This is a genomic window from Arthrobacter sp. Rue61a (genome assembly GCF_000294695.2).
GTDB classification, from domain to species: domain Bacteria; phylum Actinomycetota; class Actinomycetes; order Actinomycetales; family Micrococcaceae; genus Arthrobacter; species Arthrobacter aurescens_A.
On the sequence record NC_018531.1, the window covers coordinates 2,568,295 to 2,593,510 of the forward strand.

General features: G+C 61.7%; 23 protein-coding genes. 18 read left to right on the forward strand and 5 right to left on the reverse strand.

The window, feature by feature from the left end; genetic code table 11:
- Positions 1–19: 19 nt before the first annotated feature.
- The gene (locus ARUE_RS11635) at positions 20–925 is read right to left on the reverse strand and encodes a PAC2 family protein (protein ID WP_014921921.1); all 906 of its coding nucleotides are present in this window, start codon (positions 923–925) and stop codon (positions 20–22) included.
- Positions 926–955: 30 nt separating this feature from the next.
- Between ARUE_RS11635 and ARUE_RS11640 the strand changes: the two genes are divergently transcribed.
- The 18 genes from ARUE_RS11640 to ARUE_RS11725 all read left to right on the forward strand — a co-directional run bounded on the left by ARUE_RS11640 (position 956) and on the right by ARUE_RS11725 (position 22,009).
- On the forward strand, positions 956–1,768 hold the full coding sequence (locus tag ARUE_RS11640; RefSeq protein ID WP_014921922.1) for an HAD family hydrolase: 813 nt from the start codon (positions 956–958) through the stop codon (positions 1,766–1,768).
- On the forward strand, positions 1,769–2,935 hold the full coding sequence (locus ARUE_RS11645; protein ID WP_014921923.1) for a site-2 protease family protein: 1,167 nt from the start codon (positions 1,769–1,771) through the stop codon (positions 2,933–2,935). It begins immediately after the preceding gene.
- A gap of 117 nt (positions 2,936–3,052) precedes the next feature.
- Complete coding sequence (locus ARUE_RS11650; protein WP_043470271.1) at positions 3,053–4,117, forward strand: tRNA (adenine-N1)-methyltransferase; 1,065 nt, start codon at positions 3,053–3,055, stop codon at positions 4,115–4,117.
- A 97-nt stretch (positions 4,118–4,214) separates the two neighbouring features.
- A complete protein-coding gene (gene arc / locus ARUE_RS11655) occupies positions 4,215–6,023 on the forward strand; it encodes a proteasome ATPase (RefSeq protein ID WP_011774860.1) in 1,809 nt (602 codons plus the stop codon).
- Positions 6,024–6,073: 50 nt separating this feature from the next.
- Positions 6,074–7,693 carry a depupylase/deamidase Dop gene (gene dop, locus ARUE_RS11660; protein ID WP_051024978.1) on the forward strand — a complete coding sequence of 540 codons (1,620 nt, stop codon included), beginning with the start codon at positions 6,074–6,076 and terminating at the stop codon, positions 7,691–7,693.
- A gap of 119 nt (positions 7,694–7,812) precedes the next feature.
- Entirely contained in the window at positions 7,813–8,016 is a 204-nt protein-coding gene (locus tag ARUE_RS11665; RefSeq protein ID WP_043470273.1) for a ubiquitin-like protein Pup, read from the forward strand.
- A gap of 82 nt (positions 8,017–8,098) precedes the next feature.
- A complete protein-coding gene (gene prcB, locus ARUE_RS11670; RefSeq protein WP_014921927.1) occupies positions 8,099–8,908 on the forward strand; it encodes a proteasome subunit beta in 810 nt (269 codons plus the stop codon).
- A gap of 1 nt (position 8,909) precedes the next feature.
- Complete coding sequence (gene prcA, locus ARUE_RS11675; RefSeq protein ID WP_014921928.1) at positions 8,910–9,617, forward strand: proteasome subunit alpha; 708 nt, start codon at positions 8,910–8,912, stop codon at positions 9,615–9,617.
- A 1-nt stretch (position 9,618) separates the two neighbouring features.
- Positions 9,619–10,983 (forward strand): Pup--protein ligase, encoded by a 1,365-nt coding sequence (pafA, locus tag ARUE_RS11680; protein ID WP_011774865.1) that lies wholly within the window; start codon positions 9,619–9,621, stop codon positions 10,981–10,983.
- A gap of 129 nt (positions 10,984–11,112) precedes the next feature.
- The gene (locus tag ARUE_RS11685) at positions 11,113–12,039 is read left to right on the forward strand and encodes an FKBP-type peptidyl-prolyl cis-trans isomerase (protein ID WP_043470276.1); all 927 of its coding nucleotides are present in this window, start codon (positions 11,113–11,115) and stop codon (positions 12,037–12,039) included.
- A gap of 73 nt (positions 12,040–12,112) precedes the next feature.
- Positions 12,113–12,508, forward strand: coding sequence for an FKBP-type peptidyl-prolyl cis-trans isomerase (locus ARUE_RS11690; protein ID WP_011774867.1), 396 nt, complete (start codon positions 12,113–12,115; stop codon positions 12,506–12,508).
- A gap of 95 nt (positions 12,509–12,603) precedes the next feature.
- Positions 12,604–14,622: a helix-turn-helix transcriptional regulator gene (locus tag ARUE_RS11695; RefSeq protein ID WP_014921929.1), complete on the forward strand. Its 2,019-nt coding sequence runs from the start codon at positions 12,604–12,606 to the stop codon at positions 14,620–14,622.
- Between the two features lie 9 nt (positions 14,623–14,631).
- Positions 14,632–14,982 (forward strand): hypothetical protein, encoded by a 351-nt coding sequence (locus ARUE_RS11700; RefSeq protein WP_011774869.1) that lies wholly within the window; start codon positions 14,632–14,634, stop codon positions 14,980–14,982.
- Between the two features lie 36 nt (positions 14,983–15,018).
- Positions 15,019–15,288 carry a Sec-independent protein translocase subunit TatA gene (tatA, locus tag ARUE_RS11705; RefSeq protein ID WP_014921930.1) on the forward strand — a complete coding sequence of 90 codons (270 nt, stop codon included), beginning with the start codon at positions 15,019–15,021 and terminating at the stop codon, positions 15,286–15,288.
- A gap of 6 nt (positions 15,289–15,294) precedes the next feature.
- Positions 15,295–16,131 (forward strand): twin-arginine translocase subunit TatC, encoded by an 837-nt coding sequence (gene tatC / locus ARUE_RS11710; RefSeq protein WP_011774871.1) that lies wholly within the window; start codon positions 15,295–15,297, stop codon positions 16,129–16,131.
- 24 nt (positions 16,132–16,155) lie between these two features.
- Positions 16,156–19,131, forward strand: coding sequence for a DEAD/DEAH box helicase (locus ARUE_RS11715; RefSeq protein WP_014921931.1), 2,976 nt, complete (start codon positions 16,156–16,158; stop codon positions 19,129–19,131).
- Positions 19,132–19,180: 49 nt separating this feature from the next.
- Complete coding sequence (locus tag ARUE_RS11720; protein WP_014921932.1) at positions 19,181–20,839, forward strand: amidohydrolase; 1,659 nt, start codon at positions 19,181–19,183, stop codon at positions 20,837–20,839.
- 426 nt (positions 20,840–21,265) lie between these two features.
- The gene (locus ARUE_RS11725; RefSeq protein WP_011774874.1) at positions 21,266–22,009 is read left to right on the forward strand and encodes a polyprenol monophosphomannose synthase; all 744 of its coding nucleotides are present in this window, start codon (positions 21,266–21,268) and stop codon (positions 22,007–22,009) included.
- A gap of 82 nt (positions 22,010–22,091) precedes the next feature.
- On the opposite strand, the gene ARUE_RS11730 is transcribed toward ARUE_RS11725, so the two are convergent.
- The 4 genes from ARUE_RS11730 to ARUE_RS11745 all read right to left on the reverse strand — a co-directional run bounded on the left by ARUE_RS11730 (position 22,092) and on the right by ARUE_RS11745 (position 25,151).
- Positions 22,092–22,439: an RNA polymerase-binding protein RbpA gene (locus ARUE_RS11730; RefSeq protein ID WP_014921933.1), complete on the reverse strand. Its 348-nt coding sequence runs from the start codon at positions 22,437–22,439 to the stop codon at positions 22,092–22,094.
- Positions 22,440–22,696: 257 nt separating this feature from the next.
- Positions 22,697–23,674: an SPFH domain-containing protein gene (locus ARUE_RS11735; protein ID WP_011774876.1), complete on the reverse strand. Its 978-nt coding sequence runs from the start codon at positions 23,672–23,674 to the stop codon at positions 22,697–22,699.
- A gap of 92 nt (positions 23,675–23,766) precedes the next feature.
- Entirely contained in the window at positions 23,767–24,228 is a 462-nt protein-coding gene (locus ARUE_RS11740) for an NfeD family protein (RefSeq protein WP_043471323.1), read from the reverse strand.
- A gap of 80 nt (positions 24,229–24,308) precedes the next feature.
- Positions 24,309–25,151 carry a methyltransferase domain-containing protein gene (locus ARUE_RS11745; protein WP_014921935.1) on the reverse strand — a complete coding sequence of 281 codons (843 nt, stop codon included), beginning with the start codon at positions 25,149–25,151 and terminating at the stop codon, positions 24,309–24,311.
- Positions 25,152–25,216 lie beyond the last annotated feature (65 nt).

Here is a 25,216-nt window from a genome sequence, read left to right on the forward strand (position 1 = left end):
TTTCGGCGGCATTAATCCGTCAAGGACGTTCTTTGCCGCGACGTTTCAAATACCGCTCAAACTCGCGGGCGATGGACTCGCCGGACGCCTCCGGTAGATCGGCGGTGTCCTTCGCTTCTTCCAGTTGCCGCACATAGGCAGCAATCTCAGGGTCTTCCGTTGCAAGCTCGTCCACGCCGCGCTCCCAGGCTTCAGATTCTTCAGCCAATGCCTGGCTATCCAAGGGAACCTGCAGCAGGTCCTCGATCCTGTGCAGGATCGCCAGCTGCGCCGTTGGGGGAGGGGGCTGGGCAACGTAATGCGGAACTGCTGCCCACAGGGAGACCGTCGGCAGCCCTGCCAGCATCGCGAACTCTGCGAGCACACCCACAATTCCCACTGGTCCCTCGTACTGGGAAGCTTCCAGGTTGAGGCGCTCCCGCAGGGAACTGTCCTCGGTGGTGGTGCTCACCGGAATTGGACGGCTGTGGGGAACGTCGGCGAGGAGCGCACCCACCAAAATCACGGAGTCCACTTTGAGCGCTTCAGCATGGACCAGCAGTTCGGTGGTGTAGGCCCGCCAGCGATATGAGGGCTCAGTGCCCAGAACCAGAACCACATCCACGTTGCTGTCCGGAACTTCAGCTTTGTAAATCCGCGTTGACGGCCATTTCACCTTTCGGGCGCCTGAGGATGTACGCCGCACGGTTGGCCGCGTGAACTGGAAGTCGTAATACTCCTCGGCGTCCACAGTGGCAACCTTCTTGCCGTCCCAGAGCTTGTTCAAGTAGTGCAGCGCATCGCTGGCAGCCTCACCGGCGTCATTCCAGCCCTCAAACGCCGCGAGCATTACGGTGACGCGCTGGCCGTCCGCGGGTTCCTTGAGGAAACGCTCGGGCTCCGCGGTCATGTCCTGTCCTTCGGGGGTCCCGTCCACACTGTTCATCCACTCACCCTACGTCCAAGACCCTTATGGATGCATGGCATTCCGCGCCGAAGCGTGTCCGCGATTCGCCCACAGCGCAACGCGGGGACAGCCGCCCGCCAGGTTCCACGTAGACTGGAAACCATGCATTCGTTACCCAGCCAGCCCCTCCTCAAAGCCGTGCTCTGGGATATGGATGGCACACTCGTGGACACCGAGCCCTACTGGATCGCGGCCGAGCGTGCGCTGGTGGAATCCTACGGCGGCACGTGGTCCCAGCAGCAGGCCATGCAATTGGTGGGCCAGGCTTTGCTTCACTCGGCAGCCGTTCTGCAGGCCGCCGGCGTCAGGCTTGAGGCCCGTGAAATCGTGGACACCCTGAGCACACAGGTCATCGAACAGGTCCGAAAAGAAGTCCCGTGGCGGCCAGGCGCCCGGGAACTGCTGGATGAACTCCACCAGGCAGGCATCCGCTGCGCCCTCGTGACCATGTCCGAGGGCCCCTTGGCCGGCGTCGTGGTGGAAAGCCTCGCCAAGCCCTACTTCGAGTTCATGGTGACGGGCGATACTGTCACCAACGGAAAACCGCACCCCGAGGCCTACCTCACGGCGGTGGAACGGCTCAGGCTGGACGACCCGTCCGTCACCGTTGACAACTGCGTCGCTTTGGAGGATTCCATCCCAGGTGCAACTGCCGCTATCGCGTCGGGTGTGGTCACAGTGGGAATTCCCCATCAGGTTCCCCTCCCGGAAGACCCCCGGATGATCACGTGGCCCACGTTGGTTGGCCGCACCGCACCCGATCTACAGCAGCTCGTGGCTGACCGTTTCGCCGCAGCAAACCTGCTTGAAGGGGCCAACTAGGTGAGCAGCCCATCCACACAGCATCACACGCAAAACAAAAAGCGGGACGGCATCCCCCTCGGAAGAATCGCGGGCATTCCGGTTTACCTGGCTTACTCGTGGTTTGTCATCGCAGCTTTTACGGTGATCGTCTACGGCCCGGTCCTGATGGACTACATGCCCTATCTGAACAACTGGGCATACTTCGTAGCGCTGTGCATTGCCCTGCTGCTCGCCCTCTCTGTCCTGATCCATGAACTTGCACACGCGCTCAGCGCAAAAGCCTTCAAGTGGCCCACCGAAAAAATCGTGCTCAATCTTTGGGGCGGACACACACAATTCGAGAACTTCACGGCTTCGCCGGGACGTTCGGTTGTTGTCGCCCTGGCTGGACCCGCTTCCAACTTCCTGGTGGCCGGGGTGATGTGGGCTGTGATGTCCACCGACCTGCTCAGCGGCGTGTCCGCAACCTTGGGCGACATTCTGATGCGAGCCAACCTCTTGATCGGCATCTTCAACATTCTTCCCGGAATGCCACTCGATGGTGGTCGCTTAGTGGAGTCGGCCGTCTGGAAGGCGACCGGCAGTCAGGACAAGGGCACTATCGCTGCCGGCTGGTCCGGCCGGATCATCGTCGTCGTGCTGGTCATCTTGTTTATCGGCGTCCCCTTGATCAGCGGCGCGTGGCCGGACCTCACCTTCATTGTGATAACCGTGCTGGTGTGCGGCTTCCTCTGGATGGGCGCCTCAAGCTCCATCCACCACGCAAAGCTCCGCAGCCGTCTCTACTTGGTAAGTGCCGCCGGCCTCGCTGAGCCGGCACTAGGCGTGCCGAACTCGGCAACAGTGGCTGACGTCCTGGACATTTCACCCACCGGAAGTCCCGCCGTCGTGATTTGCGGCCCCGACGGCAAACCGCAGGGAGTTGTGGATTTCAGCGCAACACTCGCGGTGCCCGCCGCTGCCTCTACGACGACGCCCGTCACCGCTGTGTCGCACGCCCTGGCTGCAGGGGCTTACGTTCCGGAATGGTCGAAGGGGCAGGAATTGATCCAGTACTTGGCCCGACTCGAAGGCGGCGAATACGCTGTGGTGGACCACAACGGCATCGTCACCGGGCTGCTCCGGCAGCAGGCGGTAGTGACGGCCATAACAGGTAAGGAAGCACGCAGGAGCGGGCGCGCCTGACTGCGTTGCCGGTAGAGTTACATGCCGGCGGTTATACAAAAGAGACCCATTGATTTTTTGGCGCCCACCAGCCGGTCACACATCGCGGCCCAGCCGTACAGGAGCGAGGAACACCACATGAGCAGCGAAACCGCCGCCCCCGCAGCAAGCGCAGGCACTGACGAGTCGGCCACCGGCTCGGCCGTACAGCCGACAGGCGCTGCACGACGCCGCGGGCCTTTCCGCGTGGGCGAGCGGGTCCAGCTCACGGACGAGCGCGGGCGAATGAACACCATCACCTTGGAAGTGGGCGGCGCTTTCCATACGCACCGCGGCTTCTTGAACCACGATGAAATCATCGGCAAGGTGGATGGGTCCGTGGTTAGCAACAACGTCGGCCAGCAGTACCAGACGTTGCGGCCCCTGCTCTCTGACTTCGTGCTGTCCATGCCCCGCGGTGCGGCGGTGGTTTATCCCAAGGATGCCGGCCAGATTGTCACCATGGCTGACATCTTCCCCGGTGCACGTGTTGTGGAAGCGGGAGTTGGCTCAGGCGCCCTGTCCATTTCCCTTCTGCGCGCAGTCGGCGACGGCGGTTACCTCCACTCGTTCGAGCGTCGCGAAGAGTTCGCGGACATCGCACGGGGAAACGTGGAGACCATCTTCGGGGGCCCGCACCCCGCTTGGCAGATCTCCCTGGGTGACTTCCAGGAAGAGGTCGTCAAGGCCGAGGCCCCGGGGTCCGTGGACCGGGTTGTGCTGGACATGCTGGCTCCATGGGAATGCCTGGATGCCGTTGCCACCGTGCTGGCTCCCGGCGGCGTCTGGATCAACTACGTAGCAACCGTCACCCAGCTGTCCCGCACCGCCGAGGCAATCCGCGCTGATGGCCGCTTCACAGAGCCGGATGCTTGGGAATCGATGGTTCGAGGCTGGCACCTCGAAGGCCTCGCAGTCCGTCCGGATCACCGCATGGTCGCCCACACCGGATTCCTGCTTGTCACACGCCGCCTGGCCGATGGCGTCACCGGAATCTCCGTGAAGCGCCGCCCGTCCAAGACTGAATTCAGCGAAGAGGACCTTAACGCGTGGACCCCCGCAGCAGTGGGGGAGCGCGCCGTGTCTGACAAGAAACTGCGCCGTGCAGCACGCGACGCAATCGCCGGGACCAACGTCCAGGATGAGCCCTCAGTCACAAACTGACAAAGGTCACAATAGGGTTCGCATTCCGAATGTCACCCAGCACCCTGAGCGTTTCGGGACTAAGGTCTTGTTAAGCGCAGGAAGGGGCTGATGAATCGTGGATACGTCAAACAACGACCTTGGACGGCCGACGCCGGAAGAAGCAAACGACGCAGCGGAGAATACGGCAAGCCGGAGGCTTGGCGCTGTTCAGCCGCCGGAGACCTCGAGTGAACTGACTGTTGCCGAGCGGCAGATCAATATCCTTCGGGACAAGCTTCGCCACATCGACCGCCAGTTGGCAGCCGCAACCCAGAACAACAGCAAACTTGTCAGCATGCTGGAAACGGCGAAGGCCGAAATTCTTCGCTTGAAGGGCGCCTTGGAGCAGGAGGGTCAACCTCCTTACAGCTTCGGTACCGTGGTGCAGATCAACCCACGGAAACAGCCGGCCGCCGGCAGTTCGGGGCAGGCAGCCACCGAAGAGTCCGTGGACATTTTTAATGCGGGCCGCAAGATGCGTGTGGGCGTCAGCCCCCTGGTGAACCTCAACCAGCTCGCTGTCGGACAGGAAGTCCTGCTTAACGAGGCACTGCTGGTAGTGGCCGGACTCGGCTACGAACGCGCCGGCGAGCTCGTCACGCTCAAGGAAATGTTGGGCAGGGACCGGGCGCTGGTGGTCGGCCGCGCCGATGAAGAGCGCGTCGTCAGGCTATCGGGAGCGCTCCAGAGCGTTCACCTGAAAGTGGGCGATGCGTTGTCGCTTGATTCCCGGACAGGTTACGCCCTGGAGAAGGTCCCGCGCGCTGAGGTGGAGAACCTCGTCCTTGAAGAAGTTCCGGACATCACTTACCAGGATATCGGTGGCCTGGGCCCGCAAATCGAACAGATCCGGGACGCCGTGGAGCTGCCGTTCCTGCATCCGGACCTGTACCGTGAGCATGGCCTGAAGGCCCCAAAGGGCATTTTGCTGTACGGCCCTCCGGGCTGCGGCAAGACCCTCATCGCCAAAGCAGTAGCGAATTCCCTCGCTGCCCGGGCGGCGGAACGGGCTGGCAATACCGATCTGAAGAGCTACTTCCTGAACATCAAGGGCCCTGAGCTCCTGGACAAGTATGTGGGTGAGACTGAGCGCCACATCCGGCTGATCTTCTCCCGCGCGCGTGAAAAGGCGTCCGATGGCAGCCCCGTGGTTGTCTTCTTCGACGAAATGGACTCGTTGTTCCGCACACGCGGTACCGGCGTATCGTCCGACGTCGAAACCACCATCGTGCCGCAATTGCTCAGTGAGATCGACGGCGTGGAGCGCTTGGACAACGTGATCGTCATTGGCGCCTCAAACCGTGAGGACATGATCGATCCCGCCATCCTTCGTCCAGGTCGCCTCGACGTGAAGGTCAAGATCCAGCGTCCCGACGCTGAAGCTGCGGCCGACATCTTCGCCAAGTACATCACCACTGACCTGCCGTTCCACGCCCAGGATTTGGCTGAGTATGGCGGCGACGTGCAGGCCACTGTGGATGCCATGGTCCAGCGCACGGTGGAGGCCATGTACTCCACTGAGAAGTCCAACGAGTACCTCGAGGTCACCTACGCCAATGGCGATACCGAGATGCTGTACTTCAAGGACTTCAACTCCGGTGCCGTGGTCCAGAACGTGGTGGATCGCGCCAAGAAGTATGCCATCAAGGATTTGCTGACCAATCAACAGAAGGGTCTTCGAATCGATCACCTGCTTCGGGCCGTTGTGGATGAGTTCCGTGAGCATGAGGACATGCCCAACACCACCAACCCGGATGACTGGGCACGGATTTCGGGTAAGAAGGGCGAGAGGATCACCTACATCCGCACGATCGTTCAGGGCAAGGCCGGTCAGGAACCGGGCAAGTCCATCGAAACCACCGCGAATACGGGCCAGTACCTGTGACAGCAAGACCCGAGGGAACACCGGCAGAGAAACTTCCCGCAGGCGGCGCCATGCGTGTCATGGGCTCCGAAACTGAATACGGAATCCATGCGCCATCAGCGCCGGGAGCCAACGCCACCATGATGTCCGCCAGGATCATTCAGGCTTATGCCACGGTTACCCGGCAACGGGCGGCCGGCGGGGCTGAGACGCGGTGGGACTACACGGACGAGGAACCTTTGCACGATGCCCGCGGTTGGACCGTGGACAGGGCGGTGGCGGATCCCAGCCAGCTGACGGACCAGCCGCCAGTGCTCGACGCCGAAGCGGTCGCCCTGGCTTATGGTCGCCAGGAGTTGGAACTGGATGGCGCAGACGAGTCCGGCTCCCTCCTGATGAACATGGTCCTCGGCAATGGTGCGCGCCTTTACGTGGACCACGCGCACCCTGAGTATTCCAGCCCGGAGGTCACCAACCCACGCGATGCCGTGGCATGGGATGCCGCCGGTGACCTGGTTGCCTTGGCCACCGTCCGGAAGGTCGCCTCCGATCCCTCACTTCCTCCGATCAACCTGTACAAGAACAACACCGACAACAAGTCCGTGTCCTACGGCTCGCATGAGAACTACCTCATGCCGCGTTCTGTGCCCTTCGGAGACATCATTCGTGGGCTCACGCCGTTCTTCGTCTCCCGTCAGGTCATCTGTGGCGCGGGCCGGGTGGGGCTGGGGCAGGACAGCTCAACGCCCGGCTACCAGATCAGCCAGCGGGCAGATTTCTTTGAAGCCGAGGTGGGGCTGGAGACAACCATCCGCCGCCCCATCATCAATACGAGGGACGAGCCCCATGCGACAGCGGACAAGTACCGACGCCTCCACGTGATCATTGGGGACGCCAACCTCAGCCAGGCCTCAAATTTCCTCAAGTTCGGTACCACCGCCATGGTCCTGAGCCTCATTGAGGCAGGACAGGCTCCGAAGATTGAGGTTCACGAGCCCGTCCAGGCGCTCCAAGCCATCAGCCACGACACCACGATGGCTGTGACCGCAAGGCTCCTCGACGGAAGACGCGTGACCGCCCTCGATCTCCAGTGGATGTATTACGAGGCAGCCGCCAAACTGGCCCAGGAGACAGGGGTGGCGGATTCGGTCACTGGAGATGGCCACACCCATCTGGTCCTGTCGCAGTGGGAGGCCACGTTGACAACCCTGGGCACTGATCCTGATGCCGCTGCCTCGTCGGTTGAATGGGTGGCCAAGAAATCGCTTCTGGAAGGTTACCGCCACCGGGACGGACTGGCGTGGGACGACGCCCGGCTCGGCTTGGTGGACCTTCAGTGGTCGGATATCCGGCCGGAGAAAGGCCTTTACTACAGGCTGCTCTCCAGGGACCGGATGACGCGCATAGTCGACGACGGCGACATCACCCGGGCGGTCGCCGAACCGCCGTCGGATACCCGCGCTTACTTCCGCGGCCGGTGCGTTTCGAAGTTCGGAAAGGACGTTGTCGGCGCCAGTTGGGACTCGGTGATCTTCGATGTTCCCGGGCTGGGGAAACTGCAGCGGGTACCCACGCGCGAACCCCTGCGGGGAACCCAGGCACTCACCGGCGCCCTTTTCGACCGGCATGAGGACGCCGGCACTTTCCTGTCCGAATTGATGGGCCGGAACCCGCCTCCGGCGAGGAGCTGAAGAGTGGCAGCCACAGGGAGATTCGTGCCCCCGCAAAGCCACGCGCAGCAGCCCGCAGCGTGGCACTATGGCAGTAGGAAGTCTCCGTCAACAGGGGACTGACAGTAGGGAGAAAGAAAATGGCAGCACAGGAGCAGCAACAACCACAGTCCCGGGGAACCGAGACCGAAGTGGATGTACCGGAGGCACCCCCGGCAGCACCCGAGGCACAGGCCTCGGAGGCGACGCAGGGAGTGGATGACCTTCTTGACGAAATCGACGGCGTTCTGGAATCCAACGCTGAAGAATTCGTCAGGGCGTTTGTCCAAAAGGGCGGCCAGTAACAGGACCCACCCCCGCAGGTACTGCCCGGTAGGCGTGAGGCCACCGGGCATCGGAACGCAGCAGAGTCGAAGGAGTGCAGCAATGCAGGACCCATCAACCGGCCCCCTGGCCACCCAGGCAACGTCTTCTTTCACGGAGCATCTTCAACGTTCGCGTCCCGAACTCCTACCGTTCAATCAATTGTTACCCGCCGGCACAGTGCCGTCGTCGCCGCATGCCACCACCATCGTGGCCTTGACCTACGCCGGTGGTGTGTTGATGGCCGGGGATCGCCGGGCCACCATGGGCAACATCATCGCCAGCCGTCACATCGAGAAGGTGTTTCCTGCCGACGAGTACTCCGTGCTGGGCATAGCAGGCACCGCCGGCTTGGCAATCGACATCACACGGCTTTTCCAAGTTGAACTGGAGCATTACGAAAAGATCGAGGGCACGCTGCTCAGCCTCGTGGGCAAGGCCAACCGCCTGGGTGCGATGATCCGCGGAAACCTGCCCATGGCAATGCAGGGGATGGCGGTCATTCCGTTGTTCGCTGGCTTCGACCAGGTGGCGGGCGTAGGCCGCTTGTTCTCGTACGACGTCACAGGCGGCCGCTATGAAGAACAGGAGCATCACTCCGTTGGCTCCGGTTCGGTGTTTGCACGGGGAGCGCTGAAGAAACTGTGGAAGCCGAACTTGTCTGAAGAGGACGCCATATCCGTGGCCGTTGAGGCGCTCTACGATGCTGCCGACGACGACTCCGCCACCGGTGGCCCCGACCCCGTCCGGCAACTATGGCCGGTGGTCTACACGGTCAACCGCTCCGGCAACCGACGTGTCCCTGAGAGGGACCTGGCTGCGATCGCCGGCGCAATCGTTGAATCGCGTGCCGTCGCCGGACGGGAGGCCTGACATGACACAGCAGTTTTATGTCTCTCCCGAACAGTTGATGAAGGACCGTGCGGACTTCGCACGCAAGGGCATCGCACGCGGGCGCTCTGTGGTGGTCATCAGCTGCGCCGATGGCATCGCATTGATCGCGGAGAACCCTTCGCCGTCGTTGCACAAAATCGGTGAAATCTACGACAAAATCGCCTTCGCCGCAGTGGGCAAGTACAACGAATTTGAGAGCCTCAGACAAGCAGGCGTCCGCTACGCAGATGTTCGCGGCTACTCCTACGATCGCGAGGACGTGACGGCCCGGGGCCTGGCCAGCGTTTATGCTCAAAGCCTCGGAGCTGTATTCACGGCCGAGCAGAAGCCGTTCGAGGTGGAATTGGCAGTGGCCGAAGTCGGCGTCACGCAGGAACAGGACCACCTGTACCGCCTCACCTTCGATGGATCAATCGCCGATGAGAACGGCTTCGTGGTCATGGGCGGACTTGCTGACCAAATTTCCGACGTCGTCAACGGGGCTTGGGAGCCGGAGCTCAACTTGGCGGGGGCCATGCAATTGGCACTTCGTGCCCTCGCCACCAACAAGGAAGTTGAAGAATTGCCCGCTGCCGCCGTGGAAGCCGCCGTTCTTTACCGCGATTCGGAAAGCAACCGCGGATCCCGCAGGGCGTTCCGACGGCTGCTTCCGGAAGACATGACCCGGTTGCTCACAGAGGAGAGCTGAGATGGATAAGCGGATATTTGGCATTGAAACGGAATTTGGAATTTCCTATTCCAGCCCCGATTCCCGCCCTTTGGCACCCGAAGAAGTGGCACGCTACCTCTTTCGCAAAGTGGTCAGTTGGGGCAGGTCATCCAATGTCTTCCTGACCAATGGCTCCAGGCTGTACTTGGATGTGGGCTCCCACCCTGAGTACGCCACCGCAGAGTGCGATGACCTTGCACAGCTCATTGCCCATGACAGGGCGGGCGAACTGATCCTGGACGACCTCGTGGATGAGGCCCAGGCAAGGCTGGCCGCGGAGGGGTTCAATGGCACGGTTTATCTCTTCAAGAACAACACCGATTCAGCTGGTAACTCCTATGGCAGCCACGAGAATTACCTCATACCGCGGCGTGGAGAGTTCTCCCGCCTTGCCGAGATCCTGATCCCCTTCCTGGTCACCCGGCAACTGATCGCGGGTGCCGGCAAGGTCTTGAAGACCCCGCACGGTGCCACGTTCGCGTTTTCTCAACGGGCCGACCACATCTGGGAGGGCGTCTCCTCTGCGACCACCCGGTCCAGGCCCATCATCAACACCCGCGATGAACCGCACGCGGACGCAGAGTTCTACCGCCGCCTCCACGTGATCGTGGGGGACTCCAACATGTCCGAAACTTCCGCGCTGCTCAAGGTCGGCACGGTGGACCTCATCCTGCGCATGATCGAGGCCGGCGTCATCATGCGGGACATGCGCATGGAGAACCCCATCCGAAGCATCCGCGAAATTTCCCACGACCTGACGGGCCGCGCATTGGTACGGTTGGCCAACGGACGGCAGCTCACCGCACTTGACATCCAGCGCGAGTATCTCAACAAAGTCACCGATTTCGTGGCCACAAACGGTGCCCACAACGCCCACGTTCCGCTCATCCTGGACTTGTGGCAGCGGACCCTGGATGCCATTGAGAGCGGCGACACCAGCACCATCGACACCGAAGTTGATTGGGCCATCAAGAAGAAGCTCATGGATGGCTACATGCGCCGCCATGACCTCAGTCTTGATTCACCACGCATTGCCCAACTGGACCTCACCTACCATGACATCTCGCGGCAACGTGGCATCTTCTTCCTCTTGCAGGCGCGCGGCCAAGCACGCAGGCTGGTCACTGAAACCGACGTTAAGGATGCTGTGGATGCCCCGCCACAGACAACGCGCGCAAAACTGCGGGGAGACTTTGTGCGCAGGGCACAGGAGCTTGGCCGCGACTACACAGTTGACTGGGTACACCTGAAACTCAACGACCGCGCACACCAAACCATCCTCTGCAAGGATCCGTTCCGGAGCGTTGACGAACGGGTGGATGCCCTCCTGGACTCCATGGGCTGACGGGCCTTATAAGCTGGCTCCCAGCTTCACGGGCTATTCTGGATAGTGGTCTCTTCCCGAGATACACCTTGCTTGGATGCGCTACGCGTCTTTCCGAGTGTCCCTTTGCCCCGACGAAAGTGTCTTTTTGTGCGTCGACTCCTAGCAATTCTACTTCCCGCCCTGCTGCTCATCACCGCGTGCGGAGGCGGAAGCACTCCGGCCGCTGAGCCCACCAGCCAGTCAGCAGGCGAAGTCGCCAAGCTCGACTCCGTGAAAGTTACGGATAACGGCAATGACAAAGCGCCCGGCATTGAATTCTCCAAGCCCCTCGCCGTGACCGAACCCACCGTCAAGGTTGTCAACGAAGGTGACGGTGAACCCGTCAAGGCTGGACAGACGGCGGAGCTGGCGTATCTCGCATTGGATGGCACTGACGGCAAGACCCTGGAAGATGCGTACGCGGCCGAGCCCCAGCAACTTGAGCTTACGGACCAGCTCAAATCCGAAAACGCGCTGATCTACAACGCCTTTGTCGGCGCCAAGGTCGGTTCGCATGTTGCCTTTGCTGTGCCCGGCACTGCCACTGGTGCTGCCGCAGCATCCACCCAGCTGATCGTCTTCAAACTGGTTGCCGCCAAGGATGCAGCCCCGGTGCTGGAAAAGCCTGAAGGTGAAACTGTTACGCCTCCCGCGGGACTCCCCACCGTGAAGGAAAACGACAAGGGCATCCCGGAGATCTCGGTTGAGGGAATCGCAGCTCCCACTCAGCTGATCGCCCAGGACCTTATCAAGGGATCCGGCGCGGCAGTCAAGGCCACCGACACGCTTACCGTCAACTACGTGGGCGTCAACCTTTCCGACGGCAAGAAGTTCGATTCCAGCTTTGATCGCGGCGAGCCTACAAGCTTCCCGCTCTCCGGCGTCATCAAGGGCTGGACCCAGGGCCTGGAAGGCAAGACCGTAGGTTCCCGCGTCCTCCTGGTCATCCCCCAGGACCTCGCGTATGGCGAGGCAGGTCAGGGCGAAGCCAAGGGCCACCTGGTGTTCGTCGTGGACATCCTGGGCGTCAAGTAACGCCAGCAGGATAGGCAGGCACTCGCTTAGGCTGGTTCCTGACATATTTTCTTTTCTCACCTAAGGAGCAACCATGTCATTTGGTCAGCGTGACTTCGACCGCACCAAGCCCGAAATCGACTTCCCCGAAGGCGACGTCCCCACGGACCTTGTCATCACGGATCTCATTGAAGGCACCGGCACCGAGGCCAAGGCCGGGGACACCGTGTCCACCCACTACGTCGGCGTTGCCTGGTCCACGGGCGAAGAATTCGACGCTTCCTGGGGCCGCGGCGCTCCGCTCGACTTCCGCGTAGGCGTCGGCCAAGTCATCCAGGGCTGGGATCAGGGTCTGCTCGGCATGAAGGTCGGCGGCCGCCGTCGCCTGGAAATCCCCTCGGAGCTGGCTTACGGCTCACGCGGCGCCGGTGGAGCAATCAAGCCCAACGAGGCCTTGATTTTCGTGGTTGACCTCGTAGCCGTCCGCTAGGACTTTGGCTTTTCGCAAGGCGCGTTACCTTCCGGTTTTGCCGGTCGGTGACGCGCCTTGCTGCTTTCCCGCAGGTTTTTAGTAACGTAGCAAGCGTGTCCGCATCCCGCACTGAACGCCTGTTGAATCTCCTCCTTGCTTTGCTCAATACCAAAGTGGGCCTCCCACGTGCCGTGCTGCGCGAAAAGGTTTACCACGATTCGGCGGAGAACGATGTCGCCTTTGGACGGATGTTCGAGCGCGACAAAGTTGATCTGAAGCACTTTGGCTTCGAGATCGAGACCTTGACGGATCCGCAAAACTTCGGCGCCGACGACCCCGCCTCCACCCGATACCGCATTGGCAAGGACTCCAACCGGCTGCCCGATGTGAGTTTGACGCCTGCAGAGAGCACCGTGCTGCTGCTCGCTGCACAGTTGTGGGAACGCGCAGCGCTGGGAACCGCAGCCGCCAACGCCGTCCGCAAGCTGCAGGCAGCCGGAGGCTTCACGGATGTGGACCTCCCAGCAGGGGTCCAGCCCCGGATCAAACCCGCCGGACAAGCTTTCGACGACGTCGTTGCAGCCATGCACGGCAAGCACCCGGTCCGCTTCGGCTACCTCGCGGTCAGTACCGGGCGCGAAGAAGTCCGCGAAGTGGAGCCTTGGGGACTGGGCAGTCGCTTCGGCCAGTGGTACCTCGTGGGCTTGGACCGGGGGAGGGACGCCAAGAGGCTCTTCAGGCTTTCCCGGATGACCACAGCAGTGAGCGTGGACACCTCGGGCAGTTTCCTTCCGCCGGAGGGTTTCAACGCCCGGGCTGAGCTGGACGCCCTCAACGAGCTTCCCGTTCAGCGGGCCACCCTGGTCGTCGAAAAGGACAGGTTGCTTGCCCTCCGCAAAAGGGCTGCTTTCATCCAAACGGACCCTGATGAACGCAGCCGGGACCGCATATCTGTGGATTTCCGGGATCCTGAGCAACTAGCAGAAGAGTTGGCATCCTACGGCCCTCACGTCAAGGTGACCGGACCCGCGGAACTGCGCTCCGCCGTCGTACGCCGCCTCCAAGCAGCCGCAAACTTTGATGACGTTTCCCTGATACCCGTTGAGTTTCCGGAAGCGGGACGCGCGCCCCGGGCACGCAAGCGCACGTCCGAAGACCAATTGTCCAGGATGCTGCAGCTGGTGCCGTTTCTGGTCCACCATCAAGGACTGCATATCCAGCAGGTGGCTGATCATTTTGGCATCAGCCGCAAGGCGTTGATTGACGACCTGAAGATCCTGATCTGTTCCGGCCTGCCCGAGGGATATCCGGATGACCTGCTGGACATCCAGTGGGAGAACGATCACGTGTATATCTCCGAGCACCTGGATTTGAATCGTCCCGTGCGTTTCAGCGAGGACGAAGCGGCCGCACTACTGACCGGCCTGGCCATGCTGGGCGATCTGCCGGCGCTGGCAGGCCTGACAGAAGATGAGTCCGGCAGCGCCTTGGAATCCGTCACCATCAAGCTGACGGGTGCTGCCGGGCAGGCAGCACGATTGGCCGGTTCCGTGTCCGGCCAATCGGTGGCGCCTGAACAGTCACAGGCTTTCGCTGCCATAACCAGAGCCATCAGGGAAGGTCAGCAATTGAGGCTCAGGTACTTCTCGTTGCAACGGGACGAAGTAACCGAGCGTGACGTGGACCCCCTGCGGCTCTACTCGCTGGACAATACGTGGTACTTCGAGGCCTACTGCCACAGCAAGGCCGGCATCAGGAACTTCCGGCTGGACAGGGTGGAAACCTTGGAGAGCAATGGTCGGCCCGTGTCCGGCGCTGCGACTGCAGAGCAGGATTTTCCGGCCAGGTTGTTCACTCCTGGAGACGACGACGTGCTGGTGATCCTCCAGCTGACGCGACAGGGTGCCGGACTGGCTGACGACTACTACGCCGAACGCACGGCCCAACTGCCCGACGGCGGATTGCTCGCCGAAGTGAGGTTTGGCAATCCGGAGTGGCTGCCGATGTTTGTTTCGCAGCATGGGGGATCCGTTCGAATCCTCGAACCCGGGACCTTGCGGCAGGAAAGCCGTGCGTGGGTTGACGCGGCCCTGGTGCAGTACGACTCACCTTCGGGCACCAAGGCTGGCTAGACTCCTCAAATGCCTTGGTGGTTCTGGATCCTGTTGTGGATCGCGCTTATAGCCCTTTCGTTGCTCCTTCACCTGACACTGGGCTATCGCTTGTACCGAAAATTCATGTCAACTGTTCATGAACTGGCTGCTGCGGGTAAACGATTCAGCAATCTCTCACCTGTCGTGGAAACCTCCGACGTTGACGGCGCGAATCCCCGGCCAGAACCGGGATCCGCAATTTTTGCCTCCCCGGACCAGATGCGTCATGATTACCTGACGGCCAAAGCCTTCCGCCAGGAAGTTCGCCGTCAACGGCGCGTCAAGCGCAAAGCCGAGCGCGGTCAGCCGCAATCCCTGCACGACATTGAAATCAGATAGACGTAGGATGTATCCAAAAGGAAAGGACCTCCCCACATGAGGCTCGAAGGCTGGCATCTCATCATTATCATCGTCCTGGCTCTGGTGCTCTTTGCAGCGCCGAAGCTGCCGTCCATGGCGCGCAGCATTGGGCAGTCGATGCGTATTTTCAAGTCTGAAGTCCGGGAAATGAAGAAGGATGGTTCTTCCGAGGCGAAGGACTCCCAGGACGCTTCCGACGCCGTAGAAGGCAAGGTAATAGGCCACCCGGACGTCAAGACCAAGAACAACGGCGAGACTGACGTACCGCCCTCCACCCGCGTCTAAAGAGAAGTGGTAGAAACGAAGGGGCGCAAGGCCAACCCCGAAGCCCGGATGGCGCTCCTGGACCACCTCAAGGAGCTGCGAAACCGGCTCTTCAAGGCTGCAATCGGCGTCATTCTGGGAACAGTGGTGGGCTTCATCGTCTACCAGCCCCTCCTGGAAGCACTGATCAAGCCGATCAAGGACCTCAATGAAAAAGAGGGACGCGCTGCCACGCTGAACTTTGATGGCGTCGCGAGTTCGTTCGACCTCATGGTTCAGGTATCGGTCTTTCTCGGTGTGATCCTGGCAAGCCCTGTCTGGATCTACCAACTTTGGGCCTTCATAGTGCCTGGGCTCCACAAGAAGGAGCGGCGCCTCGCACTGTCCTTCGTGGCAGCAGCGGTCCCGCTGTTCATCGGCGGTGTCCTGCTTGCCTGGCTGGTGCTGCCCAATGCCGTTCGCGTGCTGACCGACTTCACTCCGGTGGGCGGGTCAAACTTCATCAGCGCTGAAATCTACTTGGCCTTTGTCCTCCGGCTCCTTCTGGCCTTTGGTATCGCATTCCTGGTGCCCGTGGTGCTGGTTGGATTGAACCTCGCGGGAATAGTCAAGGGCAAACAGCTCATCAAAAGTTGGCGAATCACCATCTTCCTGGTGTGCTTGTTCGCTGCGATGGCAGCTCCGGGCGCTGACGCCATGAGCATGTTCTACCTCGCGGCGCCCATGCTGCTCCTGTTCTTCGCGGCCATCGGCGTCTGCGTCCTGAATGACCGGCGCCGTGAGCGCCGTGCCATCAAGCGGGCAGCTGAGACCGAGGCCACTGCAGACATCGCAACCCCGGCCACGGATCTGGAGAATCTCTAGACCTTGGGCCACTAGGCTTGATGCATGTCCTCCACTTCCGGGTCTTCATCACCATCAGACCGTTATCAGGCGGCAGCCCAGCGGGCAGCTGAGTCGAAAACTTACTTGGGCGCGTTCGCCCGTACCTTGGACTTTGACCTGGACGACTTCCAACGTGAGGCGTGCAGGTCGCTCCAGGAAGGCCGCGGCGTTCTGGTGGCGGCCCCCACCGGCGCTGGTAAGACGATCGTTGGCGAATTCGCGATCTACCTGGCCTTGGAACGGGGACTTAAGGCCTTTTACACCACGCCCATCAAGGCCCTGAGCAACCAGAAGTACTCGGAACTGGCGGCAAAATACGGACCCGCGAACGTTGGCTTGCTGACAGGTGACACCACCATCAACGGAGAAGCTTCCGTAGTGGTCATGACCACCGAAGTTCTTCGAAACATGCTTTACGCCGATTCTGAAACCCTTGGCGACCTGGGGTTTGTGGTGATGGACGAAGTTCATTACCTGGCAGATCGATTCCGCGGCGCCGTCTGGGAAGAAGTCATCATCCACTTGCCCAGCGAAGTGCAGGTTGCCTCGCTGAGTGCCACAGTTTCCAATGCGGAAGAGTTCGGCGCCTGGCTGGATACGGTCAGGGGCGATACGGACGTCATCGTCTCCGAACACCGTCCTGTACCCCTTTGGCAGCACGTCATGGTGGGCCGGGAAATTGTGGATCTCTTTGCCGGCGACACGACCTTCGACGAGATTGCGCCCCAGGCACCTGGTGCACGGGAAACCGAAGTGCCGGATCTTTCCGAAGCGGACGAGGTACTGACCGAGCCGGCCCCTACTGATCGACGACGTCCCGCAGCCAAGCGCATGTCCGCAAACACAGTCCGCCAGGCAGTCACCGGCCCCGAGTTCGAAGTGAACCCGGACCTCTTGGCCATGGCGCGCTCAGAGAGCCGGATGAACATGAATGGCCGATTTGGCCATGGTGGCCGGAGTCGTCGGCGCCAGGACCGGTACCGCGATGAGCGGCAGCAATCCGAGCAGCGCAGTCCGGTGCGGAAGGCCAGCCGCCCCCAGGTCATTGAGAGCCTCAGGCGCCAGGATCTTCTGCCCGCCATTACCTTCATTTTCTCCAGGGCAGGTTGTGACGCTGCCGTAGCGCAGTGCGCGGCATCGGGACTTTGGCTGACCACCGAACGTGAACAGCAGATCATTGCCCAGCGGGTGGACGAGGCGAGCCACGAGATTCCCGCTGACGACCTCGACGTCCTCGGATTCTGGGGCTGGCGCGACGGCCTTGTCAGGGGCTTCGCGGCCCACCACGCAGGCATGCTTCCAACGTTCAAGGAAGTAGTGGAGAAGCTCTTTGCCGACGGCTTGGTCAAGGCAGTCTTCGCCACCGAAACACTGGCCCTTGGTGTCAACATGCCTGCACGCTGCGTGGTGCTGGAAAAGCTGGAAAAGTTCAACGGCGAAGCTCACGTCAACATCACTGCGGGGGAGTACACCCAGCTCACAGGCCGCGCGGGACGTCGAGGCATTGATGTCGAAGGCCATGCCGTTGTGCTGTGGCAGCCGGGTACTGATCCGGCCGCCGTAGCCGGACTCGCCTCCCGGCGCACGTACCCCCTGAACTCCAGCTTCAGGCCTACGTACAACATGAGCATCAATCTGATTGCCCAGTTCGGACGGGTCCGGGCACGCGAAATCCTAGAGTCCTCCTTTGCCCAGTTCCAGGCTGACCGCTCAGTGGTGGGCCTTGCACGGCAGGTGCGTGGGCGTGAAGAGTCGCTGGCGGGCTACGCCAAGTCCATGGAGTGCCACCTGGGCGACTTCACCGAGTACGCAAAGCTCCGGCGTGAACTCAGTGATGCCGAGAATTTCGCTGCCCGCGACCACCATCGCGCCCGGAAATCCCATGTTGCTGATTCCCTCACACGCTTGATCCCCGGCGACGTCATCAGCATCTACAGCGGCCGACTTGCCGGTCATGCCGTTGTGCTGGAGGTGGACCCCAATGCCCGGGAACCACGCCCCTCCGTGCTCACCTCTGACAACCAGCTGCGACGCATCGGTGTCCATGACCTCGATGGTCCCGTGTCACCGATAACACGTATCCGCATTCCGAAATCCTTCAATGCCAAGGTTCCCAAAGCCCGCAGGGACCTCGCTTCCTCCATGCGGCACGCCATCAGCGAGGACGCTCCCCAAAGCCGCCGTAACAGCAGGCACGAAGACTTCGGGCTCGGCGCCCGCCTGCCGGATCAAGAGAAGAAAATCGCAGATCTTCGCCGGGCACTGCGTGCTCATCCATGCCATGGGTGCAGCGAACGCGAAGACCATGCACGGTGGTCGGAGCGCTGGTGGAAACTGCGCAGGGAGACCGACGGCCTGGTCCGGCAGATCCAAGGCAGAACCAACACCATTGCCAAGACGTTCGACCGCGTCTGCGATGTTCTTTCGGTTTACGGTTACCTGGAAACCAGCGACGCCGGACATGTCACCATCAGCACCGATGGGCAACGGCTGCGCCGGATCTATGGAGAGAAGGACCTGCTCATCTCCCAGACTGTTCGGCGGGGCGCCATCAACGACCTCGATGCCGCCGAACTGGCTTCGTTTGCCAGCACCTTGGTTTACCAGGCCAAACGGGAAGACCGCGGGCTGCGGCCCAAGATGCCTAGCGTCTCACTGGAATCGGCCATAGACATCGTCATCCGTGAATGGTCGCAGCTGGAAGACACCGAGGAACGCAACAGGCTGCCTTTGACGGGCGAACCGGAACTCGGACTGATGTGGCCCATGTACAAGTGGGCCAAGGGGCGCCACCTTCAGGACGTGCTCAGCGGAACGGACCTCGCGGCCGGAGACTTTGTGCGCTGGGCGAAGCAAGTGGTGGACCTCCTTGACCAGCTGGCCAAGATCCCGCAACTGGACCCGCGTTTGGCCCGCATCTGCCGTGAATCCATTGACTTGGTCCGCCGCGGCGTGGTGGCTTACTCCACGGTGGCTTAGCGCGTCCCTTCCCTGATTGACAGTTTTCAACGCTCGAGGAGCACAACGCATGAACCAGCCAGGCGTGCCAGCCGGCCAAGACCACAACACCAAGTACCGCAAGGTCACGATGTATCGCAACGGTTCGATCTATACCGCAGCCGACCCCTTTGCCACCGCCATGGTGGTGGACGGCGACACCGTAGCCTGGGTGGGCTCCGAGCAGGCAGCCACCTCCATCGCTGACTCATCCATGGACATCATCGATCTCCGGGGTGCCCTCCTTGCGCCCGGATTCGTGGACTCACATGCACACCTGACGGAGACAGGCCTTGCCCTGTCCGGTCTGAAGCTCGCAGCGGTGCGTTCGGCCAAGGAACTGCTCGACGCCGTTGCCTCCGCCGGCGGTACGGGCACAGTCCTGGGCCACGGTTGGGATGAAACCGCGTGGGAAAATCCTGTGCTCCCTACCCTTGAAGAGCTCGAAAGGGCATCCGGTGGACGGCACGTCTATCTTTCACGCATCGACGTCCACTCAGCCCTTGTGTCCTCCTCGCTGGCCGCGGCCGCAGGGTTGAATGGCCTCGACGGGTTCTCCGGAGTCGCACGCGTGGTGCGGGCAGCACACACCGCATCCCGGTTGACGGCGCGGATGTTCCCGGAGTCCGAAAGGCGCGGGTACCAGGAGCAGGCCCTGCAGGAGGCCGCGTCCCATGGATATGTAGCCATGGCCGAGATGTCCGCACCACACATTTGCGGATCCGAAGACCTGAGGATGGCCGCCTCGTGGAACCGCCACGGAGACAAGCCCGAGGTGCTCCCTTATTGGGGCGAGCTGGCGACGTCGGAGGAGCACGCCCAGGCCATACTGGACGCCTTGGGTACCGAGGTTCTGGGTCTGGCCGGTGACCTCAACATGGACGGTTCCATCGGTTCCCGCACGGCGGCCCTCCTGGACGACTACGCCGACGCACCGGGCCACCGCGGGAGTTTGTACCTTTCAGTGGACGATGCCACCAAGCACCTGATATCCACGTCCCTTCTGGGGGTCCAGGCAGGCTTCCACGTCATAGGTGACGCCGGACTGGGCGCAGTACTGGACGCACTGGATGCAGCAGCCGACGAAGTGGGGGAGCAGCGCATCCGGGCAGCCGGCCACCGCCTTGAGCACGTGGAGATGGCAGACCAGTCCGCCATCGATCGGCTGGCCAAGTACTCCGTGTCGGTCAGCGTTCAGCCTGGTTTCGACGCCGCATGGGGTGCCTCAGGCGGCCTCTACGAGCAGCGTTTGGGTGGCCGCAGCCAAACGATGAACCCCTTTGCATCCTTCTACGCAAGCGGCGTGCCTATCGCTTTCGGCAGCGACAGCCCAGTCACGCCTCTCCGCCCGTGGTCGAGCGTACGAGCCTGCCTGGAGCACAGCAACCCGGAGCAAAGAATTTCGGCTCGTGCCGCGTTCTTGGGCCACACACGTGCGGGGTGGCGGGCCACCAAGCACCGGAACCCCCTGATGGGCCAGCTGGTGCCGGGGGCACCTGCGAGTTTCGCCGTCTGGGAAGTGGACGAACTGATGGTCCAGGTGGCTGATAGCCGAGTACAGTCATGGAGCACGGACCCCCGGGCGCGGACGCCCCTTCTGCCTGCTCTGGACACCGGCAGCGATCCCCGTTGCCTGCAGACGGTCCGCGAGGGACATGAGCTGTTCGCCCACGAATCGCTCAGGGTGTAAAGCAGGAATTTCCATCGGCACAGTGCCGCCTGATCTGCGACGACAGACGAAACCGCAGGTCATTGGCCGGTTGACACCCTAAGGTGAGTCCGTAGCATTGAGGCTCAACGGACAATCAACGCAGAGGCTGTGGCCGTAGCGTGGTGGTCCGGTCGTGGCCGGAGCGCATTCATGGTGGCGGCAGATGAGTGGGCAGGTCCACAGCGACCCGGAAAACAGTGCGTTTGCGGTTTCGTCCTCCGACGCCACTGGTCCCGGGCTTGTGGACCTGCCCGCCAGCGCCCCGCCACTGCCTGCGACCATGTGTCCGGCGCCACAGCCGCCAAATGAGTCCTTGCCGTCGTCCTATAATGGAGAGTTGCGCCAGAACGCCAGCCGTAAGGCTGCTCCGGCACACTGACCGCTCCATCAAGGAAAGGCCTCTTCTTGCGTGTCCTGACGATCATTCCCACCTACAACGAGCTGGAATCGCTCCCCGTGACATTGGGTCGACTGCGCGCAGCAGTGCCCGATTCCGATGTCCTGGTGGTCGACGACAACAGCCCTGACGGCACGGGAAAGCTTGCCGACGACTTCGCCGCAAAGGACAGCCAGGTGCATGTACTGCATCGCAAGGGCAAGGAAGGCCTGGGAGCCGCGTACATCGCCGGCTTCAAGTGGGGACTGGCCGCAGGCTATGACGTCCTGGTGGAAATGGACGCTGACGGTTCACATAAGCCGGAGCAGTTGCCGCTTCTCCTGGACGCCGTCAAGGACGGGGCAGACCTTGCAATGGGCTCACGATGGGTTCCCGGCGGGAGTGTGGTTAACTGGCCGCTCTACCGCCAGGCCATCTCCCGTATCGGCAGCACCTATGCCCGCATTATGCTGGGCGTCAAGATCAAGGACGTCACCGGCGGCTACCGTGCTTTCCGACGCAGCACTCTGGAAGCACTCAACTTGGACGAGGTCGAGTCGGTTGGCTACGGCTTCCAGGTTGACCTCGCGTGGCGCGTTGCCAAGCTTGGCCTCCGCATCGAGGAGCGCCCCATCACGTTCGTTGAACGCGAACTCGGGGCATCGAAGATGAGCGGCAACATTGTGGTGGAAGCCATGATCAACGTCACCAAATGGGGACTCGCGGCACGTTGGGCAAAGCTCACCCGCAAGTCGCCTGCCGTAGCCAAGTAGCTCGTTACCTTTATCAAGCAGAAAGGCCGGGTCCGGTTCCCAAAGGGAAACCGGACCCGGCCTTTCTTGTGTCCATGGCCGACTAAGCGGAGCGGCGCTCTCCACGGCGCTCACGCAGGATGTTCAGACGATCCTCGAGGATCTGCTCCAGCTCGGGGAGGCTGCGGCGTTCCAGGAGCATGTCCCAGTGGGTGCGGACAGCTTTCTCGTTTGCATCCACAGGACGCTCGCCATCAACCAGCAGCGCTTCCTTGCCGGTCTTGGAAACCCAAACGGGGGGAATTTCGGCCTCGGAGGAGAAGGTCACGAAGACCTGCTCGCCGTCCTCGCAACGGTACTCGACCCGCTGGCGCGGTGCCGGTTCAACGCCGGATTCTGTTTCCATGCCCTGGGCGCCAAGACGCATACCCCGCAGGCTGCGATCGCTCATGATTACTCCCTCTGTCTGTTCGCGGAGCAGGAACCCCGCGCTAGCCGTAAGCCGTTTTCACGATCCTTACGGACTACTTCTGCACACCTTGCATCACTAATTGCAACGCCTGGCCAAGCTTTAATGTTCCATCCACGCTGAACCAGCCGGACAAATATCCCATTATACGCGGATCATCGCCCACTACTCAAAAAGGCGGACAAACAACGAGCGGCCAGCCGGAATGGCTGACCGCTCGGAGACCCTGCAATGCTGGTTTACTCAGCCGGCCGCGGTTGCTGCGCTGTCCCCGCCGGCTCGGAGGTCTTGGTCTGTTCATTTCCACCGAAGAGGCCAGCGGGGGAGTCCCCGTTGTTCCCTCCAAGGGCACCGCCGATGCCTTTGAGTGCCTCTCCGACTTCACTCGGAATGATCCAAAGCTTGTTCGAGCTTCCCTCAGCGATCTTAGGAAGTGTCTGCAAGTACTGGTACGCAAGGAGCTTCTGGTCCGGGTTGCCCTTGTGAATGGCGTCGAAGACCTTCTGGATGGCCTGGGCTTCACCGTCAGCCCTCAGGATGGCCGCCTTCGCGTCACCTTCAGCCGCGAGGATGGCAGCTTGGCGCTGGCCTTCTGCGGTGAGGATCTGCGACTGCTTGGTGCCTTCGGCGGTCAGGATGGCTGCACGGCGATCACGCTCTGCGCGCATCTGCTTTTCCATCGAGTCCTGGATGGAGTGGGGCGGATCAATCGCCTTCAACTCGACGCGGGACACGCGGATGCCCCAGCGACCCGTTGCTTCGTCCAGGACACCACGCAGTTGACCATTGATCTGGTCGCGGGATGTGAGTGCTTCTTCGAGGTTAAGCCCGCCCACCACGTTACGAAGCGTGGTAGTGGTCAACTGTTCCACGGCCTGGATGTAGTTGGCGATCTCGTAGGTTGCTGCCCTGGGATCGGTGACTTGGAAGTACACAACGGTGTCAATCGAGACCACCAGGTTGTCCTCGGTGATGACCGGCTGAGGCGGGAACGAAACTACCTGTTCACGCAGGTCGAGCAACGGCAGCAGCCGGTCGACGAACGGGATCAGGATGGTCAGCCCCGGGTTGAGCGTCCGCTGGTACTTGCCGAGGCGTTCAACGACGCCGGCACGGGCTTGCGGGATGATCCTTACCGAGCGGACCAACACGATGATGACAAAAATGACGAGAACAATCAGCACAATTGCTGCTGCTGTTCCTCCTAAGCCGTCCATACATCTCCTTCATTCCCCAATTGCGTGGTTTGATGCGGCGTGGCCCTGGCAGGCTGCCCGGGCCGGCAACCGCTGAAATTCAAGGGCGCGCCTTAGCGCGGGCTGTTCTCGGCAGGCGAGGCGACTACCGCCGTCGCGCCGTCGATCCTGGTGACCTGAACCGTCGAACCGGCGTCGAGAACACCGGCCGTGCTGCGGGCGCTCCATACGTCGCCGCCGATCTTGACCAGTCCACTGGTTCCACTCACGGCTTCGATGACGAGAGCGGACTGACCGATGAGCCGGTCGATATTGCTGCGCTGTTCGGCTGGTCCCTTATGCAGGTGCTTCATGGCGACAGGACGGACAAAGACGATCATTAGGAGGGAGACCACGGAGAAGATCACGATTTGGAGCCAGAAATCGGCCCCCGCGAAGTCGGCGATCAGTCCGGCAAGGGCACCGCCACCGAGCATGATGAAGAAGAGGTCGAGGGTAAGCATCTCCACCACCGCGAACGCGAGGAAGACCGTGAGCCAGAGGGCCCACCAATTCTCGCCGAGCCATTCAAACATCATTTCCCCCTTGGTCCCGGATCCCGCGAGCGGGATCACAGTCACTGTTCCTCCATCCTAGCCCGCCGTACCGTCCCACGTCAGGACACGGTAAATTCGCTGATTCGGAACTTCGCGCTGGTGGCCACGGAGCCTTCCACCGCGGTCAATTCCGCCAATTGTCCGCGCTGAAGGTGATGCCCGGCTGGACCCATGTAGGCGAGGTCAGCTACCTCCGGTCCGCTGAGCGTCAGGGGGAGATCGAGGCTCTGGCTGGCGCCTGAGAGGAAATGGTGCCGCATGGAGTCCATCAGCCGCTCCTCTTTGCCTTCTTCAATGCCGAGCATGCCTGTCCGGGCTGCGATTTCGGCGAGATGGCCCGGCCTGGGCGTCACAACGATCAGCGAGCCTCCGGGCCGGAGCACCCGGGCGAACTCGGCGGGGTTACGCGGGGCAAAGACCACCGTCACCACATCCGCAGTGTTGTCCGCCATGGGCAGCGGACGCCAAATGTCCCATACAAGGTTTGCGGCCTGCGGATTGAGCCGGGCGGCGCGCCTGAGGGCGAATTTGGAAATATCCACACCGATTCCGGCCACCTTGGAGCGGCCAAGGACAGCCTGGAGGTAGTGGCCCGTGCCGGTACCGGCGTCGAGAACCAGCGCGTCGGGACGTCGGAGTGATCCTGCGGCTGCTTGGGCGACGGCCTGGGCAAGGCCGGAGTAGTGTCCGGCCTCCAGAAACCTGTATCGGGCTGCCACCATGTCCGCCGAATCTGCTTCGAAGACCGTGCCTTTGCCCGTCAGCAGGTTGAAGTAACCCTGTTTGGCTGCGTCGAACAGGTGCCCGGCCTCGCAGGCGAGAGTTCGCTGCCGGCCTTCCCTGAGCTGGAACGTCCCTTGGCAAACAGGACAGCGGAGGGCAGCAACGGCGTCGGACAACATGGCTTCAATCCTACGGCGGGACGGAGTGTCAGGTGCCGGGTGCAGAGCAGCCGGGCTAGGCTCAC